This is a genomic window from Arthrobacter crystallopoietes BAB-32, assembly GCF_000328305.2.
In the GTDB taxonomy this organism is placed as follows: Bacteria; Actinomycetota; Actinomycetes; order Actinomycetales; family Micrococcaceae; genus Crystallibacter; species Crystallibacter crystallopoietes_A.
Window position 1 is genome coordinate 14,697 of record NZ_ANPE02000106.1, and the last position, 19,669, is coordinate 34,365.

Consider the following 19,669-nt stretch of genomic DNA (forward strand, 5'->3'; position numbering starts at 1 on the left):
TGGTTGAATCAGCGCATCGCGCGCATTGCGGATCCAGCCGAGGGGGACCGGATGGCTGAACAGGAACTGGCTTTCCTCGCCACCAATGACCTCTGCGCGATCACCCGCGGCCGGGCGATGCCGCTGGCCCAGCTCGATCCCGCCACCGGCTGCGGCTGGGTGCCGGCCAACCTCGGCGTGGGCGCCTTCGGCACCATCGTGGAGGGCAGCCCGTTCGATGCCACCGGCGACCTGCGGCTGATTCCGGACCAGCGCTCCACGGCCCGCATCGATGGCATCCCGGGCCGGCCGCCGCTGACCGTGATGCTGGCGGACATTACCCATAACGACGGCGGCGAGTGGGAGTGCTGTCCGCGCACCTTCCTGCGGCATGCCATCCGCGATCTCGAGCAGGAGGCCGGGCTGCAGGTCTTGGGCGCCTTCGAGCACGAGTTCATGCTGGCCTCCGCCGGTCCGCCCGAGCCGCCGATGTCGCTGCAGGCCATGCTCCGGGCCGAACCGCTGGGCACCGAACTGGTGGGGATTCTTGCCAACGCCGGGCTGCAGCCGGAAAACTGGCTGGCCGAGTACGGCGCCCACCAGTGCGAGATCACCATTGCTGCCACTGACGCCCTGACCGCGGCCGACCGGGCCGTCCTGCTGCGCGATATCGTGCGGAACCTGGCCCATGCGCACGGACAGCGCGCCACCTTTGCGCCGCTGCTGGAGCCGGAAGCCGTGGGCAACGGCGTGCACGTGCACTTCAGCCTGCGGGACAGCTCCGGGCGGCCGGTGACCTACGACGGCGCGCGTCCCGGCCGGCTCTCGGCCGCGGCCGGTGCTTTCGCGGCGGGGATTGTCCGGCATGCACCGGCGCTGCTGGCGTTCACGGCGGCGAGCGAAGTGTCCTACCTGCGGCTGGCCCCGCACCGCTGGTCCGCCACCCATGCCTTCCTTGGCCGGCACAACCGCGAGTCCATGCTCCGGCTCTGCCCGACCATCGACCTGGCCGGACGGGAGCCGGCCGGCCAGCTGAACCTGGAGTTCCGCGCGGGCGATGCCACCGGCAACCCGTGGCTCGTCATGGGGCTGCTCATCCGCGCCGGACTGGAAGGTATCCGGACGAAGCTGGAGGCCCCTGCCCTGATCGAGGGCCCGATCGAAGAGGTGGGCGAGGAGGAGCAGCGCCGCGCCGGCATCATCAGGCTCCCCGGCACGCTCACCGATGCGCTCGCCGCCCTCGAGGCGGACCGCGTGGTTTCCGGCTGGTTCGCGCCGGACCTGCTCACCGTCTACCGGGCCCTCAAACGGGACGAACTGCGGCGGCTGGCAGAGCTTGACGATGCCGCCAAATGCCTCAGGTACGCCGATGTCTACTGAAACAGGCAGGCTGCCGGAGGCCGGATCGGTGATGGCGGGGATGGCGCTGACGGACCACCACTGCCACGGAATCACGGTGGAGCCGCTGGACCGCGCCGGATTCGAGGCGCTGCTCACCGAGTCCGAATGGCCGGCCCCGCCGGGCACCAGCATGTTCGACAGCCAGCTGGGTTTTGCGGTCCGCCGCTGGTGCGCGCCGCTGCTGGACCTGGAACCGCACGCAGCACCGGAGGAATACCTGGCGCGCCGGCAGGAACTCGGCCCCGACGCCGTGAACCGGCGGCTGCTGGGCGCGGCCGGGATCGGCACCTTCCTGGTGGACACCGGCTACCGCGCCCCGGAACTGACGTCCCCGCGGGAGCTCGCGGACCTGGCCGGCGGCGTGGCCAGGGAGATTATCCGGCTGGAACACCTGGCGGAACAGGTCGCGGCGAACGGAACCACGCCGCCGTCGTTCGCCGCGGACTTTGCCGAGACGCTGGCCGGTGCGGCCCGGGACGCCGCCGGGCTCAAGTCCGTGGCGGCCTACCGGTTCGGACTCGGCTTCGACCCCTCGCCGCCGACCGCACGCGAGGTGGAGCTGGCGGCCGCCCGGTGGCTGGGGCGGGAAGCCGACGGTTCCGTGCCGCGGCTGGAGGACCCGGTCCTGCTGCGCCACCTGCTCTGGACCGGCGTTCAGCTCGGCAAGCCGATCCAGTTCCACACCGGCTATGGGGACGCCGACCTCGATCTGGCCCGCTGCAATCCGCTGCTGCTGACCGGCTGGCTGCGGGCCACGCGCGAAACGGGGGTGCCGGTGATGCTGCTGCACTGCTATCCCTACCACCGCGAGGCCGGCTACCTGGCGCAGGTGTTTCCGCACGTCTACGCCGACGTCGGCCTGGCGGTCAACCATACCGGCAGCCGCTCCGCCGCGGTGATCGCCGAGTCCCTGGAACTGACGCCTTTCCACAAGGCGCTGTTCTCCACGGACACCATCGGCCTGCCCGAGCTGTACTACCTCGGCGCGCTGCTGTTCCGCCGCGGTTTCGGCCGCGCCGCGGCCCAGTGGATTGACGACGGCGAGTGGTCGCCGCGGGACGCGGAACGGGCGGCGGAACTCATCGGGTACCGCAACGCGGCCCGCGTCTATGGACTGGAGCTGACATGATGCCCTCGGCGCACACCCTGTTCGAAGCGCTCAACACGGCGCTCGACGGCGAACTGGACGCCGCCGTCGCCCTTCGCCACAGCCTCCACCAGTACCCTTGCCTGTCCGGCAAAGAGGGGCCGGCCGCTTCCACCCTGGCCTCGGCGCTGGGCCTGCCAGTCCATAAGGTGGCGGGGACCGGCTTCCTGGCCCGCACCGGGCCGGACGACGTCCCGGCCATCGGCATCCGCGCGGAACTCGACGCGCTGCCCATGTACGAGAGCACCGGCGTCGAATGGGCCGCGGAGAACGGAGTCATGCACGCCTGCGGCCACGACGTTCACCAGGCCGCCATGGTCGCCTTCATGCGGGCCGCCGGCCGGATCAGGCTGCCGGCTGCCGTGGTGGCCATCGCGCAGCCGCGCGAGGAATGCCATCCCTCGGGTGCCCGCGACATCGTGGACGAAGGCGGACTGGAAGCCGCCGGGATCGGGGCGGTGCTGGCGGTCCATGTCCACCACTCGCTGCCGGCCGGCTCGGTCAGCATAGTTTCCGGGGCGGTCAACGCCGCCTATGACGAGTTCACCGTTACTGTCCATGGCCACGGCGGGCACGGCGCCTACCCGCATCTGGCGGTGGACCCGGTGCCCATCGCCGCGCGGATTACCCTCGCGCTCTACGACCTCGTCCGGAACAGCGTCAGCCCGGTCGAGGCGGCCACGCTGACGGTCGGACTGCTGTCTGCGGGCTCCGCCGCCAACGTCATCCCGGACACGGCGGTGCTGCGCGGCACGCTGCGGAGCATGACCGCGGCGGACCAGGACCGGTTGCACAAGGGGCTGCGGGAGATTGCCGAGCACCTGGCCATGGCGTTTGGCGCGCGGGCGGTGGTGGGCATCGACCGCGGTGATCCGGTGCTGGAGAACGATGCCGGCATCGCGCTGCACTCCGCCGAGTGGGTCGAGCGGGCGGGGCTGCCGCTGGCCGAACCGCTGCGCAGCTGCGGTTCGGACGACTTCGCCTTCTTCACGCAGCGGGTGCCCGGCCTCATGGCGTTCCTCGGCGTGGACGGCCATGAAGCGACCAGCCCCGCGGACCACCCGCGGGCCCTGCACTCGAGTTCCTTCCTGCCGGCGGACTCGGCTGTGGAGCACACGGCCCGCGCCCTGGCCGGGATGTATGTCGGGACGGCGGTCAGGCTCGGTCTCGCCGACGACAGCTGAGCAGCGCAAGGGCCGCCCGCGCAGCTACTGGCTGACGTCCTCGCCGAAGTACTTCTCCGAGAGCCTGGCCAATGTGCCGTCGGCGCGCAGTTCGTCGAGCGCCTTGTTGGCGGCCTCGACGAGGTCCGTGCTGCCCTTCGGGAAGGCCAGCCCGACTTCGGACTGGTCCTCGGTCTCGGCCGCAATCTTGATGTTCTGGTTGTTGTTGTCCTTCTGGTAGTCCAGATAGGTCAGCTTGTCGTTGATGGTTGCGTCCACGCGGCCCTGCTCCAGCAAGGAGACGGACTGGGCCCAGCCTTCGACGGCTTCGACGTCGGCGCCGGACTCCTGTGCCAAGGCGTACCAATTGCTGGTGAGCGACTGGGCCGTGGTCTTGCCCTCCAAGTCCGCAAAGGAGGTGATCTCGTTATTGTCCGCGGTGGTCACCAGCACGCCGTTGCTGACCGTGTACGGATCGGAGAAGTCGTACTTGGCCAGGCGCTCGTCGTTGATGGTCACCTGGTTGGCGATCACGTCGAAACGGCCGGCCTCCAGGCCCGCGAAGATCGCATCCCACTGCGTTTCCTCGAACTGCGCCTCGACGCCGAGCTTGTCCGCCACGGCCCGCATGACTTCGACGTCGTAGCCGGTCAGCTCACCGGCTCCGTCCTGGTGGAACGAGAAGGGGCGGTAGGTGCCCTCGGTGCCGACGGTGATGACACCCTCGTCCTGGATCTGCTGCAGCGTCACCGGCGCTGCGCTGGCGGTGCCGTCCGGGCCGTCTTGTGCAGGTCCGGAACCGCCGCAGCCAGCCGCGGCAAGGGTGATGGCAGCAGCTGCTCCGAGCAGGGAAAGACGGCGACGGTTCATGCTTCAATTCCTTTTCAATTTGTACGTGTGCGTCCTCCGCGGCAGGGCAGAGGACGCACACCTTCGGATGTGACGGGCTAGACCGGGCGGCCGGGCGGCAGGTCGTCCATTCCCGTGGTCCCCGGACGGCCGGTCGTGCCGGGCAGGTCCGTGCTTTCCGGGACGCCGGGGGAGCCGGCTGCCGCGGTGCCGGTGGGCCCGCTGTCACTGACATCGCCGCGCCACGCGCCGGTTTCGGTGCCGCGGGTCTCGATGAACTCCTTGAACTTCCGCATATCCGACTTCACCTTGGCGCTGTCGATGCCGAGTTTCGCGCCGGCCTTCTCCACGAAGGTTTCCGGATCCCACTCGAAGCGCACGGACACCTGGGTATTGCGGTCATCGAGCCGCTGGAAGGTCACAGCACCGGCATGCGACTTCCCGTCCGTGCTCCGCCAGGCGATCCGCTGGTCCGGCACCTGCTCGATAATCTCGGTGTCGAACTCGCGCTCCACACCGCCGATCTTGGTGATCCAGTGGTTCGTCGTGTCTGTCAGCTGGGCGACCGACTCAACACCGGACATGAAATTCGGGAATGATTCGAACTGCGTCCACTGGTTGTAGGCCGTGCTGACCGGGACTGCCACATCAATGGTTTCTTCCACGGTTTCCATGGTGAGCTCCTTTGGCTGGGTTTCAATCGGTCCGCCGTCGCGGACCAGCCGTGGCCACGATCCCCACGCTACATCCACGCCCGAAAGCCCACAACGGAAAACCGGGACTGCGGGGCTTGCCGGCGCTGCGCCTAGAGCCCGGCCAGATCAGCCGCCGCGCGTACGATCGAATCTACGTCGATCCCGTGGATCCGGTAGGCATCCTCGACGCTGGAGGATTGGCCGAACTCCGTCACGCCGAGGTTGCGGATCCTATCGCCGCGGACACCGGCCAGGAAGGACAGCGTATGCGGGTGCCCGTCCATGACGGTTACGAGCGGGGCAGGCTCGGCGGCCGGGAAGAGCGCTTCGACGATGGCGGTCCGCTGGCTGCCTCCCGTCTTATGGCGTTCCTGCAGCGAGCGGAAGACCAGGTCCGGGCTGGTGAGGCAAACGACGCCGGCATGCACCCCGAGTGCCTCCAGCCGCCGCGCAGCCTCCAGCACCTCCGGCATAATGGCACCGACGCCGACCAGGGTGACCTGCTCGCTGCCGGGCGCGTGGCGGATGATCCGGTAACCGCCGGCGACGGCATGTTCGCGCCGCCGCTCCAGCAGTGCCGGGTCCTCCGGAAGCCGGGCCAGCGACTGCTCGACGGGCCGGGTGGACAGCCGGAAGTAAGCGGACGTTCCGCCGGGGCGGCCGATGAGGTTCATCGCCGCGAGCATGCACCACTCCAGGTCCTGCGCGAAGGCCGGTTCCCAGGCAATGCAGCCCGGCTGTTCCAGGCCGATCGACGGCGTGTTGATGGATTGGTGTGCGCCGCCCTCAGGCGCGAGGGTCACGCCGGAGGGGGTGCCGACCAGGATCGATTGGCCGCCGGCGTAGATACCGTAGGACCACGGCTCCAAGGCGCGGTTGACGAACGGATCGTACAGCGTGGCGATGGGGATCAGCGGCTGGCCCCAGCGGCTCCAGGTGGCACCGAGTTCGCCGGCAAGGCAAACGAGGTTGACCTCGGCAATGCCCAACTCAATGTGCTGGCCGTGGGCACCCTCAGTCCACTTCAGCAGGCGGTCGGCATCATCGGCGAACCAGTCGCGGCGCTCGCCGGGGGACCAGACGCCGGTCTTGTTGATCCAGCCGCCGAGGTTGGTGGAGGACGCCACATCCGGACTGAGCGTCACGACGCGCTCGGCTGCTTCGGGCACGCCTCGGGCCAGGTCGGAGAGGAAGCGGCCAAGAGCGGCCTGCGTGGAGCCTATGGCTTTGTAGGACCACGGGAGTTCGGCCGGAAGTTCCGGGATGCGGCCTTCACCGACGGCAGGGCGGGCCAGCCGCTCTGCCGCCACCCGGCAGGCTGCCTCCTCGGCCGTCCCGGCGGCGAACCGCTGCCAGGGGTTGGCCAGGTCCATGCCGGAGAGCTGTGCGAGCTCCTGCATCTGCGCTTCGTTCAGCTGGGCAGCGTGGTTGTTCGGATGGCCCTCGGTGGCCAGGCCGCGGCCCTTGACCGTGTAGGCGAAGAGGACCGTCGGACGCGTCGGATCGACTTGGCGGTAGGTTTCCAGCAGCAGCCCGATATCGTGGCCGCCCAGGTCGCGGATGGCAACGCCAAGCTCACGGGGCGTGAGCGGGTCAACCAAGGCTGCGAGCCTCGGATCCGGCGCACTGCCGAGCAGCCGTTCGTGCAGCTGCCCGGGGTCGCTGCGCAGCAGCCGCTGGTATTCCTCGTTCGGCATGTCCTCGAGCCGGGCGCGCAGCAGGTCCCCGCCCTCGGCCGCGAAGAGCTGCTTGATCCCGCGGCCCCACTTGCAGGTGAGCACCTGCCAGTCGGCCGCGGCGAACATACCCTGCAGACGTTGGATCTGGACGTCGGGGATCACCCGGTCCAGCGATTGGCGGTTCAGGTCGACGATCCAGAGCAGTTCTCCGAGCTGGCGGACACCCGGGTCCGTCACTGCTTCCCAGACCGCACCCTCGTCCAGCTCCGCGTCGCCGAGCAGGCTGATGAAACGTCCGCCCTTGGGCGTTTCCGGAAACTGGTCGCGCAGGTAGCGGTGCGACATGGCCGCCCAGATAGGTGCCGTGGCGCCGATGCCGACGCTGCCGGTGGAGAAGTCCACGGTGTCCGGGTCCTTGAGCCGGCTGGGGTAGCTTTGCAGCCCGCCTTTTTCGCGCAGCCGGCCCAGATAGGACTCGTCCAGTTCGCCGAGCAGGTAGTTGATCGAGTGCAGCACCGGCGAGGCATGCGGCTTGACCGAAACCCGGTCCTCCGCGGTGAGTTCGGCAAACCAGAGCGACGTCATGATCCCGGCCATCGAGGCGCTGGAGGCCTGGTGCCCGCCGGCCTTGACGCCGGAGGAGTTCGGCCGGCCGCGGTTGGCCGCGTCGATCATGGCGGTGGAGAGCCAGAGGACACGCTGCGCGATCGAATCCAGGACGCTGCCGTCCAGCGTCGCCGCCGCGGAAAGCGGCCGACCATTGACGGACGGAGAACTCTCGGCTGCCTGGTAAACGGTATCGGTGGTCATTGCGGTCCCTTCCGGTCAGAGGTTTTGGCAGGGGTACGACGGCGGAGCGCGACCTGTGTGGGGCCAGCTGCCCAAGGTGCGCCCCGCCGTCGTTATGGCCTAGGAGCGGAACAGTCCGCTGTAGGCGTTGATGGCCGGCTGCCCGCCCAGATGGGCGTACAGCACGTTGCTGTCGGCCGGGATCTCCTTGCTGCTGACCAGGTCGATCAGGCCGGCCAGGGACTTGCCCTCGTAGACCGGGTCGGTGATCATCGCTTCCAGCGAGGCGCCCAGGCGCATGGCGGCGAGGGTGGACTCCACCGGGATGCCGTAGAGGTCGCCGGCCCAGCCTTCCAAGACAGTGATTTCGTCTTCGCGCAGGTCGCGCTCGAGGCCGATCAGCTTGGCCGTGTTCCGCGCGATCCGGCTGACCTGCTCGCGGGTCTTGTCCAGCGTGGCGGAGGCGTCAATGCCGATGATGCGGCGGGGCCGGCCACCCTCGTCTTCGAGGGCGGCGAAGCCGGCGATCATGCCGGCATGGGTCGAGCCGGTCACGGTGCAGACCACGATGGTGTCGAAGAAGACGCCCAGGTCCTGCTCCTGCTGCCTGACCTCGTAGGCCCAGTTGGCGAAGCCGAGGCCGCCGTACTTGTGCTCCGACCCGCCGGCCGGAATGGCGTAGGGCTTGCCGCCCGCCGCCTCGACCTCGGCGATGGCGTCCTTCCAGGAGTCGCGGATGCCGATATCGAAGCCGGCGGGGTCCAGCCGGACATCGGCCCCCATCAGGCGGGAGAGCAGGATGTTGCCGACGCGGTCGTTCAACGGATCCGGCCAGTCGACCCAGTTCTCCTGCACCAGACGGGCCTTCAGGCCGAGCTTCGCCGCCACCGCCGCGACCTGGCGGGTGTGGTTGGACTGGAAGCCGCCGATCGAGACAATCGTGTCCGCGCCCTCGGCCAGGATGTCCGGCACGATGTACTCCAGCTTGCGGGTCTTGTTGCCGCCGAAGGCCAGTCCGGAGTTCACGTCCTCCCGCTTGGCCCAGAGCTGCGCGCCGCCCAGGTGCTGCGAAAGCCGGGGCAGATGGTGGATGGGGCTGGGCCCGAAGGTAAGGGGGTACCGCTCGAAATCAGTGATGGCCATGGTCGGTCCTGTCTGCTCGGTGTGCTGTGGCATTGTTCTGGTATGCAATATATTGCATCCTGCAGGGCGGCCGTCAAGTAGAATTTTGGGCATGCCCATTCCGTCGAAACATGGCCTCCACCGGCGCTCACTCCTGCGCGACCACGTGTACGAGTCGATCCGCGACGCCATTGTGGACGGCACCCTGGTTCCGGGGGAACGCCTGCGCGACGGGGAACTCGAGGAGTGGCTCGGCGTCAGCCGCACGCCGATCCGCGAGGCTCTGCTGCGGCTGGAGCGTGCCGGCCTGGTGATCGCCCAGCCGGGCAAAGCTACGACGGTGGCCCCCTACGACGAGGCCTCTACAGTGAACGCCCAGCAGGTTGTGGCAGCCATGCACGAACTCGCAGCACGCCTGGCGGTCCCCTTGGTCGGCGCCATGGATATCCAGGCGATGGCCAGGGCCAATGCGGAGTTCGCCGACGCGCTTCAGCGGCAGGACGTCGACCGGGCGCTGGCAGCCGACGACCAACTGCACGGAGTGCTCGTGGCGGCCTGCGGCAACGCCGCCGTGGCGGCCGTGCTCGAGCAGTGGACGCCGGTGCTGCGGCGGGTGGAACGCAATAGGTTCGGCAGCCTCGCCGCCCGCAATTCAGTGCAGCAGCACGCCCGGATCATCAGCTGCGCCGAAGCCGGGGACGCCGAAGGCGCCGCCCGGGCCAGCCGCGAGAACTGGCTTTCGCTCAGTTACTCCGAGGAGTCCTGAAAAGCCGGTTCCGGCACCAAGCAACACGAAGGCCAAGGCCGCCTTCCCGAGCCCGAACGGAGCTTCCTTGTCCCTAACCACCGGCACAGCGCCGGGCCTGACCCCGGAAGAGCGGCAGTCGGTGCTGCGCACCCTGAAGTCGCCACGCCTGCTGAAGACCGAGGTGCTGGCGGGCCTCGTCGTCGGTTTGGCGCTGATCCCCGAGGCCATTGCCTTCTCGATCATCGCCGGCGTCGATCCGCGGCTGGGCCTTTTCGCCTCCTTCACGATGGCGGTGTCCATCGCTTTCCTGGGCGGGCGCCCGGCGATGATGTCGGCGGCCACCGGCGCCGTCGCCCTGGTGATCGCTCCGTTGGTCGCTTCCCACGGGATCGACTACTTCATCACTGCGGTCATCCTCGCCGGCATCATCCAAGTGTTGCTGGCCGTCCTCGGGGTGGCCAAGCTGATGCGCTTCATTCCGCGCCAGGTGATGGTCGGGTTCGTCAACGCGCTGGCCATCCTGATCTTCCTGTCGCAGGTGCCGGAGCTGCTGGGTGTGCCGTGGCTGGTCTACCCGCTCACAGCCCTCGGCCTGGCGATCGTTTTCGGGCTGCCGCGGCTGACCAGCGCATTCCCCGCTCCGCTGGTGGCGATCGTCGTGCTGACGCTCATCACCGTGCTGGCCTCCATCGCCGTGCCGACAGTAGGGGACAAGGGCGAGCTGCCGGACAGCCTGCCCACGCTGTTCTTCCCGAACGTGCCATGGAACCTGGAGACGCTGCAGATCGTCTTCCCGTACGCCCTGGCGATGGCTTTCGTGGGCCTGCTGGAGTCGCTGATGACCGCCAAGCTCGTTGACGACATCACCGACACCCGCTCCAAGAAGACGCGCGAGTCGTGGGGCCAGGGCGCGGCGAACATCATCACCGGTTTCCTCGGCGGCATGGGCGGCTGCGCGATGATCGGCCAGACCATGATCAACGTGAAGGCCTCCGGCGCCCGCACGCGGATCTCCACCTTCCTCGCCGGAACCTTCCTGCTCATCCTGGTGGTGGCGCTCGGCGACATCGTCGCGCTGATCCCGATGGCCGCCCTGGTGGCGGTGATGATTTTCGTGTCCATTGCGACCTTCGACTGGCACAGCATCCGGCCCTCGACGCTGAAGATGATGCCCAAGAGCGAAACCGCGGTCATGGCGGTGACGGTCATCGTCACTGTGTGGACCCACAACCTGGCCATCGGCGTTGGCGTTGGCGTGCTCACCGCGATGGTGCTCTTCGCCCGCCGGGTGGCGCACTTCGTCTCGGTTGAGCGCACCGTGCTGGAAATCAACGGGGAACAGACCGCGGCCTACGCCGTCGACGGCGAGCTGTTCTTCGCATCGTCCAACGACCTCTACACGCAGTTCGAATATGCGCACGATCCGCAGAAGGTGCTCATCGACATGCATGCCTCCCATCTCTGGGATGCCTCCACGATTGCGGCCCTGGATGCCATCACGGAGAAGTACCGGGCCCATGGCAAGGACGTGGAGATCATCGGGCTGAATTCCGCCAGCGCCGTCATGCGCGAGCGCCTGGCCGGCAAACTCGGCGGCAGCTGACCAGCCGGCGCTGCCCGCACAGCCTGGGCAGCACCACAGCGGAACGCAAAACAACGACGGCGGCCGCGCGGCCGCCGTCGTTGTTTTTGGGGTTGGGAGTTACCACCGGTGCGCTACATCGATCACCAGCCTCGAGTTGGAACCTGGTCCGGCGATGGTGAAGGCGCGGAACGGCAGCCGGGCGCGGACACCCAGGCCGATGGTGGTTTGGCCTTCGAAGCTGCCGGCCCAGGCGATCTGCCGGAAGGTCCGGAAGTCCGAGACGTCCGCAAGGTTCTTGCGGTCACGCGGCGTGTAGGTCGGCTGGCCCTTGCTGTTGTAGGCAGGGGAGCGGACGATGACGCGCAGGTCCGCCGCGCCCTTGAGCGGGACGACGAAGCCCGAGCCTTCGGAACGGACGTTCTTGACATAGCGGACGTCGAATCCGGTGCGCTTGCCCTTGATATCGACGACCATCCGGTCGAAGCAGGCGTGCCTGCCGGCCCGGACGTTGGTGATCGGTGCGGTGCTCATGCGTGACGATGATTTGGCGAGTGATCCCCAGGAGATGCCGCAGTATGAAGACGCGGTGGCCGAGCTGGGTGCGACAAGCCCCAGTCCAACGATCATCAGGAGGACCGCCAGCCACGCGTGCAGTTTCTTCATGGCCGGAGCCTTTCGAAATAGCGCGAATGATGGACCAAGACTAAAGGCGCCGCGGACGAAAGGATCCGGCTTACGTTGTACTGATTTCGAACCGTTGTGCGCATTGCGGAACGGGTGGCATTGGCGCCGGCGCCGGGCCTGCTGCGGCGTTTCATCGGAGCCGATGGTTGCGGTTCCGAAACCGCCGGGTCACAGCGGATCACGCTGCGTTCAGCTGTTGTCGGTAGGGGCTGCTCCGCCGCTTAGCTGTTATCGCCGCGGATCCGCCTCCTGAGCAGGTCTGCCAGCGCACCGGAAGCCGCGGCGACGTCGTCGGCTGTGGCAGCGGCGTCCTGCAGGCCCTGAACCGCAGCGTCGTCGGCCAGGTGTGCGGCGTTGGTTTCCAGCGTGGCCGCGGCGGTTCCGGCGGCCGAGCGGATGGACTCGGCGGCGGCGGCGATGTCGCTGAGCACGTTGGGATTGGCCTCCGGCTCGAGCCCGCGGGCCAGATCCAGCAGCTCTGCCGCCAGCTCCACGAGCCTCAGGGGCGGGGCGGCGGCCTTGCGGAGCCCGCTCTGCACCTCGTTGCTCCGATGCGCCTTGTCCTCAGCGGTGTCGGCCGGCAGTTCGTAGGCGGAGGCTGCTTCGCCGAAGGCGTGTTCGTCCGCGTCCGCGACGGCCAGCGCCTGCGGGATGAGCTGCCGGACAGCGGAGCCGAACCGTTCCGCGGGTTCGCTGCCGCCGCTGCTGAAATTGGCGGCCATGGACAGCAGGGCTGCGGCCTGCGCCAGCTGGACCGCCGCCGTGGCGCCGCCGCCCGGGGTCGGCTGGCCGGAGGCGAGCCGGTCCAGGTAGCCTGCGATGCGCTCCTGACTGATCATGGTGTGATGGTACCTACTCGACAGATGCCCGTGGCGCGGATAGGTTCAATCCGGATATCCAAGGTTTCTAGGGGGAACATGCTGCGGCGCGCGGTTGGCACGGTACTGGCTTTGGCTCTGGTCGGGACGGCGGCGGCGTGCGCCCCGCAGGACGACGGGCGCGGCACCGCGGACGGCCTGGCCGCCGCGCTCACCGAGGGCGACGTTTCCGGGCTGGCCTTCACCACGGCCGCGGACGCGGTCCAGGAGGAACTCGCCGGCATCCTCGAAGGCATGGACCCCCTGCAGCCGGCTGTCTCCGTCGCCTCCGTTTCGGAGCCCGAGGGGGACAACGCCACCGCCACGCTCAACTACGTCTGGGACGTGCCGGATACCGAGCAGGACTGGACCTACACCACCACGGCCGGACTGGTCCGCTCCGGCAACGACGAGGTGCCCTGGCAGATCCAGTGGGCGCCCTCCGTCGTCGAACCTTCGCTGCAGGCGGGCGAGACGCTGGCCCTGGCGACGGAGGAAGCGGAACGGGGCGAAATCCTCGACGCCGCCGGCGAACCCATTGTCACGGAGCGTCCGGTCCGGGTGGTCGGGATCAATAAGAAAGGCCTGACCAGCGCCCAGGCGCAGGAAGCCGCGAAGGAACTTGCCGCCGTCGTCGATATTGAGGCCGCGGACTACGCGGCCAAGGTGGAGGCCTACGGGCCGGACGCGTTCGTGGACGCCATCACCCTGCGCGAGGCCGCGTTCGAGGACCTCGACCAGGACGAGCTGGAGTCCATCGACGGTTTCCTCGCCGTGGAGGACAAGCTCCCGCTGGCGCCGACCCGCGGTTTCGCCGCCGGGCTGCTGGGCTCCGTGCGCGAGGCCACCGCGGAGGACATCGAGAAGTCCGACGGCGCCATCGTAGCCGGCGACACCGTCGGAGCCGGGGGGATCCAGGCCGCCTTCAACGAAAGCCTCGCCGGCACGCCCGGCCTGCGCATTGCTGCAGTCGGCGAGCCCGCAGCCGAGGGGGCAGAGGCTCCGCGGCGCGAGTTGTTCAGCACCGAGGTCGCGGCCGGCAAGGACGTGCAGCTGACCCTCGATCCGAAACTGCAGACCGCCGCCGAGGAGGTCCTCGAAGACACCGATTCGCCCAGCTCGATCGTGGCCCTCCGCCCTTCGACCGGGGAGATCGTGGCGGCGGCCAACGGCCCGGCGAGCGAAGGCTACAACACGGCCTTCCTGGGCCAGTATGCCCCCGGCTCCACCTTCAAGATCGCCACTGCGCTGGGCCTGCTGCGCCAGGGCATGACGCCGGAGTCGGACATCACCTGCGCGGCGGAGTTCACCGCGGACGGCCGGACCTTCGAGAACGCGGACGGCTATGATCCGGCCTTCCTGGGCGAAATCAGCCTGACCGAGGCCATCGCGCACTCCTGCAACACAGCCTTCGTCTCCGAATACGAAAACCTGTCGCAGGACCAGCTGGCGGACGCCGCCGGCGCCTTGGGCATCGGCATGACGGCGGATATCGGGCTGGAGGCCTTCTGGGGCGCCATCCCGCGCGAGGACAACGAGGGAACGGCGCATGCGGCATCGATGATCGGGCAGAGCCGTGTCCAGGCCTCGCCGCTGGCCCTGGCCGTGATGATGGCCTCCGTGGTCGAGGGCGAACTGGTGGTTCCGCGCCTGGTGGACGGGTACGACGGCGAGGCGGAGCCGGCCAAGGGCGCCGAACTCACCACGGAGGAGGCGGACCAGCTGCGCAGCATGATGCGCGCGGCGGTGACGGACGGCTACCTCGCCAACCTGGCCGCGCTGCCCGGAGAACCCGTGATCGGCAAGACCGGCACGGCGGAGTACGGCAACCAGGATCCGCTGCAGACCCACTCCTGGGTCATCGCCGCCCAGGGCGACCTGGCGCTGGCCGTCTTCGTCGAGGACGGCGACCTGGGCGCGGTCACCGGCGCGCCGATGGTCGAGGAGTTCCTGACCGCCATCCGTTGACCAGCGCGGGCGGCTCCATAGACTGGGGACGGTATGTTCCGCTCTTGAAGGAGGAAACTTGGCCGAGACCACCCCGCACCAGAACCTGACCTTCCCGTCCGCCGGCGGCGAAGCCCACGGCTACCTTGCCCTGCCCGAATCCGGCAAGGGCCCCGGCGTCATCGTCATCCAGGAATGGTGGGGCCTGGTGGACCACATCCGCGACGTCGCGGACCGGCTGGCGGCCGAAGGCTTCGTGGCCCTCGCCCCGGACCTGTACGGCGGCCGGATCACGCACGACGGCGCCGAAGCAGGGAAGATGATGTCCCAGCTGCCCGAGGAAGAGGGCGCCCGGCTGCTCGCGGGGGCGGTGGACTACCTGCTCGGCAGCGAGGCGGTGACAAGCAAGACCGTCGGGGCGATCGGCTTCTGCATGGGCGGCGGCTTCGTCCTGGCGCTCGCTGCACAGCAGGGCGAAAAGATCGGCGCCGCCGTACCGTTCTACGGCGTGGGCCAGGGCGTGCCGGACTCCTACGCCGGAGTGCGCGCCGCGGTCCAGGGCCACTACGGTAAGCAGGACTCCTCGTACCCGGTGGAAAAGGCCAAGGCCCAGGCCGAGCAGATCAAGCGCGAATCCGGCGCCGAGGTCGAGTACTTCTACTACGACGCGCCGCACGCCTTCCACAACGACGAGAACCCGCAGGGCAACTACCGCCCGGAGGAAGCCAAGCTGGCCTGGAAGCGCGCCGTGGCCTTCCTGAAGGACAAGGTGCGCTGACCGGTGGGGGCGGCTCAGCCGTTCATCGGCCCTTCCGCGTGGAGGTCCGCTGCGCCGGGTCCGCTGACGCGGATTGTGCAGCGCACCACCACCCGGCCGCGGCCTGACTCGCCATGGTTGAGCAGGGAGCCGTCGTCGTCCACTACGGTGTAGACCGCGGTGGCGGCGTCGGCCTCCACGCCCTTGCGCTCCGCCTCCTGCAGCGCGTTCTCCAAGGCTTGGCCGCGCAGTGTGCCCAGGTACGCCTCGTCGGCCTCCCGGCCGGGGTCGCCGAAGGCCCAGCCGAATAAGGTGCCCTCTGCTGCCATGAGTTGCTCCTGCCTCCGTTGATCCTCCGGCCCAGGCTACGGCTCGGGGCTGACCAGGACGGCCGGATCCTTATGACCGTACGGCATCCGCACGCGCAGCGAATTCGGATAGACCCGCATCAGCAGGTGTGTGCCCTTGCCCAGGTAGTCGCCGTCGATCTCCACGTCCTGCGGTTCATAGGTCTGGATTTCCGCCGACCGGCACTGGAAGTACTCGATCGAGGGGTCCTTGCTCTTGCCGCGCCGCAGCAGCTCGGCCACGACCGCGAACCATCCGAACCGCCCCCGCGGCGCCACCGTCATGATCTCCAGCAGCCCGTCGTCGATCTTCGCCCCGGGGAAGATCTCCAGCCCGCCCACGATCTTGCCGCAGTTGCCGCCCATCACGCTGCGCAGCCGGCGCAGGAACGGCTTGCCGTCGTCGATAGTGATCCGGGTCCTGGCCGGCTTGCCCGGCAGGTGCCGGATGCCGGCGTCCACATAGGCCAGCCAGCCGACCTTGTCCTTCAGGTCATCGCGCGTGTCGCCCATCAGCGCCGCGTCGAACCCCAGCCCCGCCATCACCAGGAAGACATGCGCCTTCTGCGCGTGGTCCACGGTGATGTGCACGACGTCGATCTTGCGTTCCGTGCCGGACAACGCGGCGTGCAGGGCGCCTTCGGGATCGTCGACGGCGATATCGAGGTTCCGCGCGAGCAGGTTGCCCGTGCCGAGGGGCAACAGACCCAGCGGCACGTTGGTGCCGGCGAGTTCCTCGGCGACGCAGCGCACCGTGCCGTCCCCGCCGGCCGCGATCACCAGGTCCACGCCCTCGGCGATCGCCTGGCGCGCCATGCCGTGGCCGGGGTCGTCCTTGGTCGTCTCCAGCCACAGCGGTTCCTCCCACCCTTCGCCGCGGCAGACCTTCGCCGCCAGGCTATGCAGGTCCACATCCGTGTGCTTGATGGGATTGACGACGACGGCGGCGCGCCGGGGTGTGCGCTCATCTGGCTCTGTCATGGGTATCCTTTGCACTCTCCGGCAGGCTGTGGAATGAGTCTAATGCTCCACCTGTCCCTGCGGCTCCAACTCGTCGTCCTGCTCGCTTGCGGCCGCTGCCGGTGCTGTCGGTGCAGGCCGGTATTCTGGGAGGCAGGAATCAAGCGCAGCTCTCCGCCCGTCCACTTGTCCTACACAGGCATGACGGGCGGGAAGAAGCTGGCGGAAGTTGGGGGAGCGGTCTGTGGGGGACAGGCAAAAAGCGGGGCGGATGCGCCGTAAGGCAGGGCTCGCTGCGGCCATCGCGGCGGTGCTGCTGCTGTTGGGCTGGGCCGGCGGAGCCGCAGCCGGGGTCGGGGACGAATCCGCGGGCAGCACCCCAAGCTCCGGTGCGCACGTCCCGGAAGCCGCGGTCACGCCGTCGTCCACGGCTACGGCGGAAGCACCAACACCGCTGCACACCACGGCGGAGGGGACAAACCCAACCCGGCAGGCGGTTCCGGCGGTTCCGGCGGAAACCACGGCCGGCGAGGACGAAGCCGGCGGCCAACGGCCAAGCGCGTCGACTGCACAGGCACTGCTGGAGACGCTGCCGGTCAAGGGTCGGGCGCCGAAGACCGGCTACGACCGGGATGAATTCGGCGAGGCGTGGGCGGACGTTGACCGCAACGGCTGCGACACCCGGAACGACATCCTGGCCCGGGACCTGGACCAGGTCGCCTTTCGCAGCGCCTCGTCCTGCCGGGTGGTCGGCGGAATGCTCGACGACCCGTACTCCGGCCAGCAGGTGCCGTTTGCCTACGGGGAAGGCACCAGCCAGCTCGTGCCCGTGGACCACGTGGTCTCGCTCAGCGACGCCTGGCAGAAGGCGCCCGGCAGTTGTCGCTCCAGCAGCGGACCCAGCTGGCGAATGATCCGCTGAACCTGCTGGCCACCACCCGTGAGATGAACAGCCAGAAATCGGACGGCGACGCCGCGACCTGGCTGCCGAAGAACAAGTCCTTCCGCTGCACCTTCATCGCCACGCAGGTTTCGGTCAAGGCCGCCTACTCCCTCTGGGTCACGCAGGCCGAGCACGACGCTATGGCGCGGGTGCTGCAGGGCTGTCCGGGCCAGGCAGTGAAGGAGCCGGTGGCCGCAGCATCCCGGGCCGAGGCTCCGCAGCCGGCGCCGGCACGCGGTGTCAACTGCTCGGACTTCGGCACGCAGCGCCAGGCGCAGCAGTGGTTCGAGTACTACCACCCGCAGCTCGGCGATATCGCCGGGCTGGACGGCGACGGCGACCTGCTCGCCTGCGTCAGCCTGCCCTAGCACCACGCCGGCGGCGGATCAGGAGGCCGCAGGCTCCGGGACCCGGTAGGCCCGGAACAGGCCGGCCCGGTCCGCCGGGATCAGGCCGAGGTACTGCGGATGCTGCTTCATGTACTGCCTGACCAGCGGGCAGAACGGCAGCACCCCGATGCGTCGCCGGTGGGCCTGGTCCAGGGCCGTCTGGATCAGTGGTTCGGCCAGCCCGCGGTCGTGGAAGCCGCGGCTGATGCCGGTATAGAGCATCCAGATTTCGTGACCCTCGACGCGGTACCGGACCCAGCCGGCGATTTCCCCGTCGATATACATGTCGAATTCGGAGTCAACCGGGTTGTCGTGGACAGTTTGCATGAGCAACCTCCTGTAGCCGCATGGACCGAATCAGCAGTCGAGCGCAGCCCCTGCTTCATCTATAAGCATGCTTAGCATGTCCCGGTGCTCCAGCCCAAGCATTCATCAGAGAACGACGCCGTTTGGCCCCAAAGTCTTGATCCTGCGGTTGCGGAGGGCTAGGGTTTCCCCGCCCCGGACTGCAGCGCGTGATTCCGGCCGCTCAGCCGACGCCGAAGGCCGAAAATTCCCCGGTCGCGTGCGAGTAGGTGGTTTCCAGTCGCTCCACCTTGCCCGGCGTGCGGCCGGAGGCCAACTCAAGCCGCAGTACTTCGACAGCCTCCTCGGAACCTTCGGCGATGATCTTCACCGAGCCGTCCGGCTGGTTCACCGCGGCTCCGGTCAGCCCAAGCCGGTCAGCCTGGTCCCTGGTCCAATAGCGGAAGCCCACTCCCTGGACCCGCCCGCTGACGCGGGCGAGGAGCCTGGTCCGCCGGCCGGTCTTGTCGTTCTCAGCCATGGCTCCAACCTAACCAGCCCAGCGGGGCATGGTCGAGGGGCAGGCCGGCCTTGCCGGGCAGCCGGCTGCCTCTGCTACGGTCCGTTGGCCGTTCGATAGTAGTCTTCGATCATGTGGAACGTTGCAGACCTGGCTGTCCCCGTGATCGCAGCGCCCATGGCGGGCGGACCGTCAACGCCTGAACTCGCCGCGGCCGTTGGCTCCGCCGGCGGGCTGGGCTTCCTGGCCGGCGCGCTGAAATCCCCGGCCAAGCTGGACCAGGAGATCGCCCGGGTCCGCTCGCTCGGGCCGAGCCCTTTCGGGGTCAACCTGTTCGTCCCGGCTGCCGGTGCAGGGCAGCCCGATCCGGACGACGTGGAGGCGCTGGAAGCGTACCGCCGCCGCCTGGCCGAGTATCTGGAACAGTCCGTGCCGGAGCCGGATTGGCAGGACACGGATGAGTATGCGGAGAAAATCGAACTCCTGGTGAGGGCCAAGCCGGCGGTGGTGTCCTTCACCTTCGGCCTGCCGGAACCCGAAACGGTGGAGGCGCTGCATAAGGCGGGCACCGCCGTCGTTGTCATGGTCACCGATGCGCAGGATGCCAAGGCAGCCGAGGCGGCCGGCGCGGATGCGCTGGTGGTGCAGTCGACCGAAGCCGGCGGCCACCGCTCCACCTTCGCTGTGCGGGTGGACCCGAACGACCTGACCTTGGCCGAACTGCTGCCGCAGGTGCGCGATACGGTCCGGCTGCCGCTGATCGCGGCCGGCGGGATCGGCCGGGCCAGCCACGTGCGCACCGCGCTGGACCTCGGTGCCGCAG

Annotated in this window: 20 protein-coding genes; 10 read left to right on the forward strand and 10 right to left on the reverse strand. The window is 68.8% G+C overall.

Features of this window, described 5'->3' with window-relative positions:
* Nucleotides 1-51: 51 nt before the first annotated feature.
* Genes D477_RS08310 through D477_RS08320 form a run of 3 tightly spaced genes read left to right on the forward strand, consistent with a single transcriptional unit; the run spans nucleotide 52 to nucleotide 3,711 of the window.
* Entirely contained in the window at nucleotides 52-1,359 is a 1,308-nt protein-coding gene (locus D477_RS08310) for a glutamine synthetase family protein (protein ID WP_043846208.1), read from the forward strand.
* Nucleotides 1,349-2,509, forward strand: a complete 1,161-nt coding sequence (locus D477_RS08315) for an amidohydrolase family protein (RefSeq protein WP_237740734.1) — start codon at nucleotides 1,349-1,351, stop codon at nucleotides 2,507-2,509. The genes D477_RS08310 and D477_RS08315 overlap by 11 nt, the downstream gene beginning before the upstream one ends.
* The gene (locus D477_RS08320; RefSeq protein ID WP_081608515.1) at nucleotides 2,506-3,711 is read left to right on the forward strand and encodes a M20 metallopeptidase family protein; all 1,206 of its coding nucleotides are present in this window, start codon (nucleotides 2,506-2,508) and stop codon (nucleotides 3,709-3,711) included. Before D477_RS08315 ends, D477_RS08320 begins: the two co-directional genes overlap by 4 nt.
* Nucleotides 3,712-3,735: 24 nt before the next feature.
* Here D477_RS08320 and D477_RS08325 read toward each other — a convergent pair whose 3' ends face one another.
* The 4 genes from D477_RS08325 to D477_RS08340 form a co-directional block, all read right to left on the reverse strand.
* On the reverse strand, nucleotides 3,736-4,560 hold the full coding sequence (locus tag D477_RS08325) for an amino acid ABC transporter substrate-binding protein (RefSeq protein WP_005268585.1): 825 nt from the start codon (nucleotides 4,558-4,560) through the stop codon (nucleotides 3,736-3,738).
* A 77-nt stretch (nucleotides 4,561-4,637) separates the two neighbouring features.
* Nucleotides 4,638-5,213 (reverse strand): SRPBCC family protein, encoded by a 576-nt coding sequence (locus D477_RS08330; RefSeq protein WP_005268586.1) that lies wholly within the window; start codon nucleotides 5,211-5,213, stop codon nucleotides 4,638-4,640.
* Nucleotides 5,214-5,344: 131 nt separating this feature from the next.
* The gene (locus tag D477_RS08335; RefSeq protein WP_005268587.1) at nucleotides 5,345-7,723 is read right to left on the reverse strand and encodes a transketolase-like TK C-terminal-containing protein; all 2,379 of its coding nucleotides are present in this window, start codon (nucleotides 7,721-7,723) and stop codon (nucleotides 5,345-5,347) included.
* Nucleotides 7,724-7,822: 99 nt separating this feature from the next.
* A complete protein-coding gene (locus D477_RS08340) occupies nucleotides 7,823-8,845 on the reverse strand; it encodes a 1-aminocyclopropane-1-carboxylate deaminase (RefSeq protein ID WP_005268588.1) in 1,023 nt (340 codons plus the stop codon).
* A 91-nt stretch (nucleotides 8,846-8,936) separates the two neighbouring features.
* Between D477_RS08340 and D477_RS08345 the strand changes: the two genes are divergently transcribed.
* Both D477_RS08345 and D477_RS08350 read left to right on the forward strand, forming a co-directional pair.
* Entirely contained in the window at nucleotides 8,937-9,590 is a 654-nt protein-coding gene (locus D477_RS08345) for a GntR family transcriptional regulator (RefSeq protein WP_005268589.1), read from the forward strand.
* Between the two features lie 67 nt (nucleotides 9,591-9,657).
* Nucleotides 9,658-11,175 (forward strand): SulP family inorganic anion transporter, encoded by a 1,518-nt coding sequence (locus D477_RS08350; RefSeq protein WP_005268590.1) that lies wholly within the window; start codon nucleotides 9,658-9,660, stop codon nucleotides 11,173-11,175.
* A 99-nt stretch (nucleotides 11,176-11,274) separates the two neighbouring features.
* Here the strand turns inward: D477_RS08350 and D477_RS08355 are convergent, their stop codons facing one another.
* Together D477_RS08355 and D477_RS08360 are read right to left on the reverse strand one after the other, a co-directional pair.
* Nucleotides 11,275-11,820, reverse strand: a complete 546-nt coding sequence (locus tag D477_RS08355) for an AMIN-like domain-containing (lipo)protein (protein WP_005268592.1) — start codon at nucleotides 11,818-11,820, stop codon at nucleotides 11,275-11,277.
* A 242-nt stretch (nucleotides 11,821-12,062) separates the two neighbouring features.
* Nucleotides 12,063-12,680: a cyclodeaminase/cyclohydrolase family protein gene (locus tag D477_RS08360; RefSeq protein WP_005268594.1), complete on the reverse strand. Its 618-nt coding sequence runs from the start codon at nucleotides 12,678-12,680 to the stop codon at nucleotides 12,063-12,065.
* A 78-nt stretch (nucleotides 12,681-12,758) separates the two neighbouring features.
* Between D477_RS08360 and D477_RS08365 the strand changes: the two genes are divergently transcribed.
* Together D477_RS08365 and D477_RS08370 are read left to right on the forward strand one after the other, a co-directional pair.
* Nucleotides 12,759-14,666, forward strand: coding sequence for a penicillin-binding transpeptidase domain-containing protein (locus D477_RS08365; protein ID WP_005268595.1), 1,908 nt, complete (start codon nucleotides 12,759-12,761; stop codon nucleotides 14,664-14,666).
* Between the two features lie 58 nt (nucleotides 14,667-14,724).
* Entirely contained in the window at nucleotides 14,725-15,423 is a 699-nt protein-coding gene (locus D477_RS08370) for a dienelactone hydrolase family protein (protein ID WP_005268596.1), read from the forward strand.
* A gap of 14 nt (nucleotides 15,424-15,437) precedes the next feature.
* Here the strand turns inward: D477_RS08370 and D477_RS08375 are convergent, their stop codons facing one another.
* Both D477_RS08375 and D477_RS08380 read right to left on the reverse strand, forming a co-directional pair.
* Nucleotides 15,438-15,731 carry a hypothetical protein gene (locus D477_RS08375; protein WP_005268597.1) on the reverse strand — a complete coding sequence of 98 codons (294 nt, stop codon included), beginning with the start codon at nucleotides 15,729-15,731 and terminating at the stop codon, nucleotides 15,438-15,440.
* A 36-nt stretch (nucleotides 15,732-15,767) separates the two neighbouring features.
* Nucleotides 15,768-16,730, reverse strand: a complete 963-nt coding sequence (locus tag D477_RS08380) for a diacylglycerol/lipid kinase family protein (protein ID WP_005268598.1) — start codon at nucleotides 16,728-16,730, stop codon at nucleotides 15,768-15,770.
* A 250-nt stretch (nucleotides 16,731-16,980) separates the two neighbouring features.
* Between D477_RS08380 and D477_RS23200 the strand changes: the two genes are divergently transcribed.
* Nucleotides 16,981-17,631: a hypothetical protein gene (locus D477_RS23200; RefSeq protein WP_005268599.1), complete on the forward strand. Its 651-nt coding sequence runs from the start codon at nucleotides 16,981-16,983 to the stop codon at nucleotides 17,629-17,631.
* Complete coding sequence (locus tag D477_RS23205) at nucleotides 17,589-18,020, forward strand: HNH endonuclease family protein (RefSeq protein WP_237740735.1); 432 nt, start codon at nucleotides 17,589-17,591, stop codon at nucleotides 18,018-18,020. The genes D477_RS23200 and D477_RS23205 overlap by 43 nt, the downstream gene beginning before the upstream one ends.
* A gap of 18 nt (nucleotides 18,021-18,038) precedes the next feature.
* On the opposite strand, the gene D477_RS08390 is transcribed toward D477_RS23205, so the two are convergent.
* Nucleotides 18,039-18,368 carry a GNAT family N-acetyltransferase gene (locus D477_RS08390; RefSeq protein WP_005268601.1) on the reverse strand — a complete coding sequence of 110 codons (330 nt, stop codon included), beginning with the start codon at nucleotides 18,366-18,368 and terminating at the stop codon, nucleotides 18,039-18,041.
* A 202-nt stretch (nucleotides 18,369-18,570) separates the two neighbouring features.
* On the reverse strand, nucleotides 18,571-18,867 hold the full coding sequence (locus D477_RS08395; protein WP_005268602.1) for an acylphosphatase: 297 nt from the start codon (nucleotides 18,865-18,867) through the stop codon (nucleotides 18,571-18,573).
* A gap of 111 nt (nucleotides 18,868-18,978) precedes the next feature.
* On the opposite strand from D477_RS08395, the gene D477_RS08400 reads away from it, so the two are divergent.
* The coding region (locus D477_RS08400; protein WP_005268603.1) for a nitronate monooxygenase at nucleotides 18,979-19,669 on the forward strand (691 nt) is incomplete at its 3' end.

Coding starts and splice junctions, on each gene's coding strand:
- D477_RS08310 (WP_043846208.1), top strand. CDS start 52: ATGGCTGAACAGGAACTGGCTTTCCTCGCCACCAATGACCTCTGCGCG.
- D477_RS08315 (WP_237740734.1), top strand. CDS start 1,349: ATGTCTACTGAAACAGGCAGGCTGCCGGAGGCCGGATCGGTGATGGCG.
- D477_RS08320 (WP_081608515.1), top strand. CDS start 2,506: ATGATGCCCTCGGCGCACACCCTGTTCGAAGCGCTCAACACGGCGCTC.
- D477_RS08325 (WP_005268585.1), bottom strand. CDS start 4,560: ATGAACCGTCGCCGTCTTTCCCTGCTCGGAGCAGCTGCTGCCATCACC.
- D477_RS08330 (WP_005268586.1), bottom strand. CDS start 5,213: ATGGAAACCGTGGAAGAAACCATTGATGTGGCAGTCCCGGTCAGCACG.
- D477_RS08335 (WP_005268587.1), bottom strand. CDS start 7,723: ATGACCACCGATACCGTTTACCAGGCAGCCGAGAGTTCTCCGTCCGTC.
- D477_RS08340 (WP_005268588.1), bottom strand. CDS start 8,845: ATGGCCATCACTGATTTCGAGCGGTACCCCCTTACCTTCGGGCCCAGC.
- D477_RS08345 (WP_005268589.1), top strand. CDS start 8,937: ATGCCCATTCCGTCGAAACATGGCCTCCACCGGCGCTCACTCCTGCGC.
- D477_RS08355 (WP_005268592.1), bottom strand. CDS start 11,820: ATGAAGAAACTGCACGCGTGGCTGGCGGTCCTCCTGATGATCGTTGGA.
- D477_RS08360 (WP_005268594.1), bottom strand. CDS start 12,680: ATGATCAGTCAGGAGCGCATCGCAGGCTACCTGGACCGGCTCGCCTCC.
- D477_RS08365 (WP_005268595.1), top strand. CDS start 12,759: ATGCTGCGGCGCGCGGTTGGCACGGTACTGGCTTTGGCTCTGGTCGGG.
- D477_RS08375 (WP_005268597.1), bottom strand. CDS start 15,731: ATGGCAGCAGAGGGCACCTTATTCGGCTGGGCCTTCGGCGACCCCGGC.
- D477_RS08380 (WP_005268598.1), bottom strand. CDS start 16,730: ATGACAGAGCCAGATGAGCGCACACCCCGGCGCGCCGCCGTCGTCGTC.
- D477_RS23200 (WP_005268599.1), top strand. CDS start 16,981: ATGCGCCGTAAGGCAGGGCTCGCTGCGGCCATCGCGGCGGTGCTGCTG.
- D477_RS08390 (WP_005268601.1), bottom strand. CDS start 18,368: ATGCAAACTGTCCACGACAACCCGGTTGACTCCGAATTCGACATGTAT.
- D477_RS08395 (WP_005268602.1), bottom strand. CDS start 18,867: ATGGCTGAGAACGACAAGACCGGCCGGCGGACCAGGCTCCTCGCCCGC.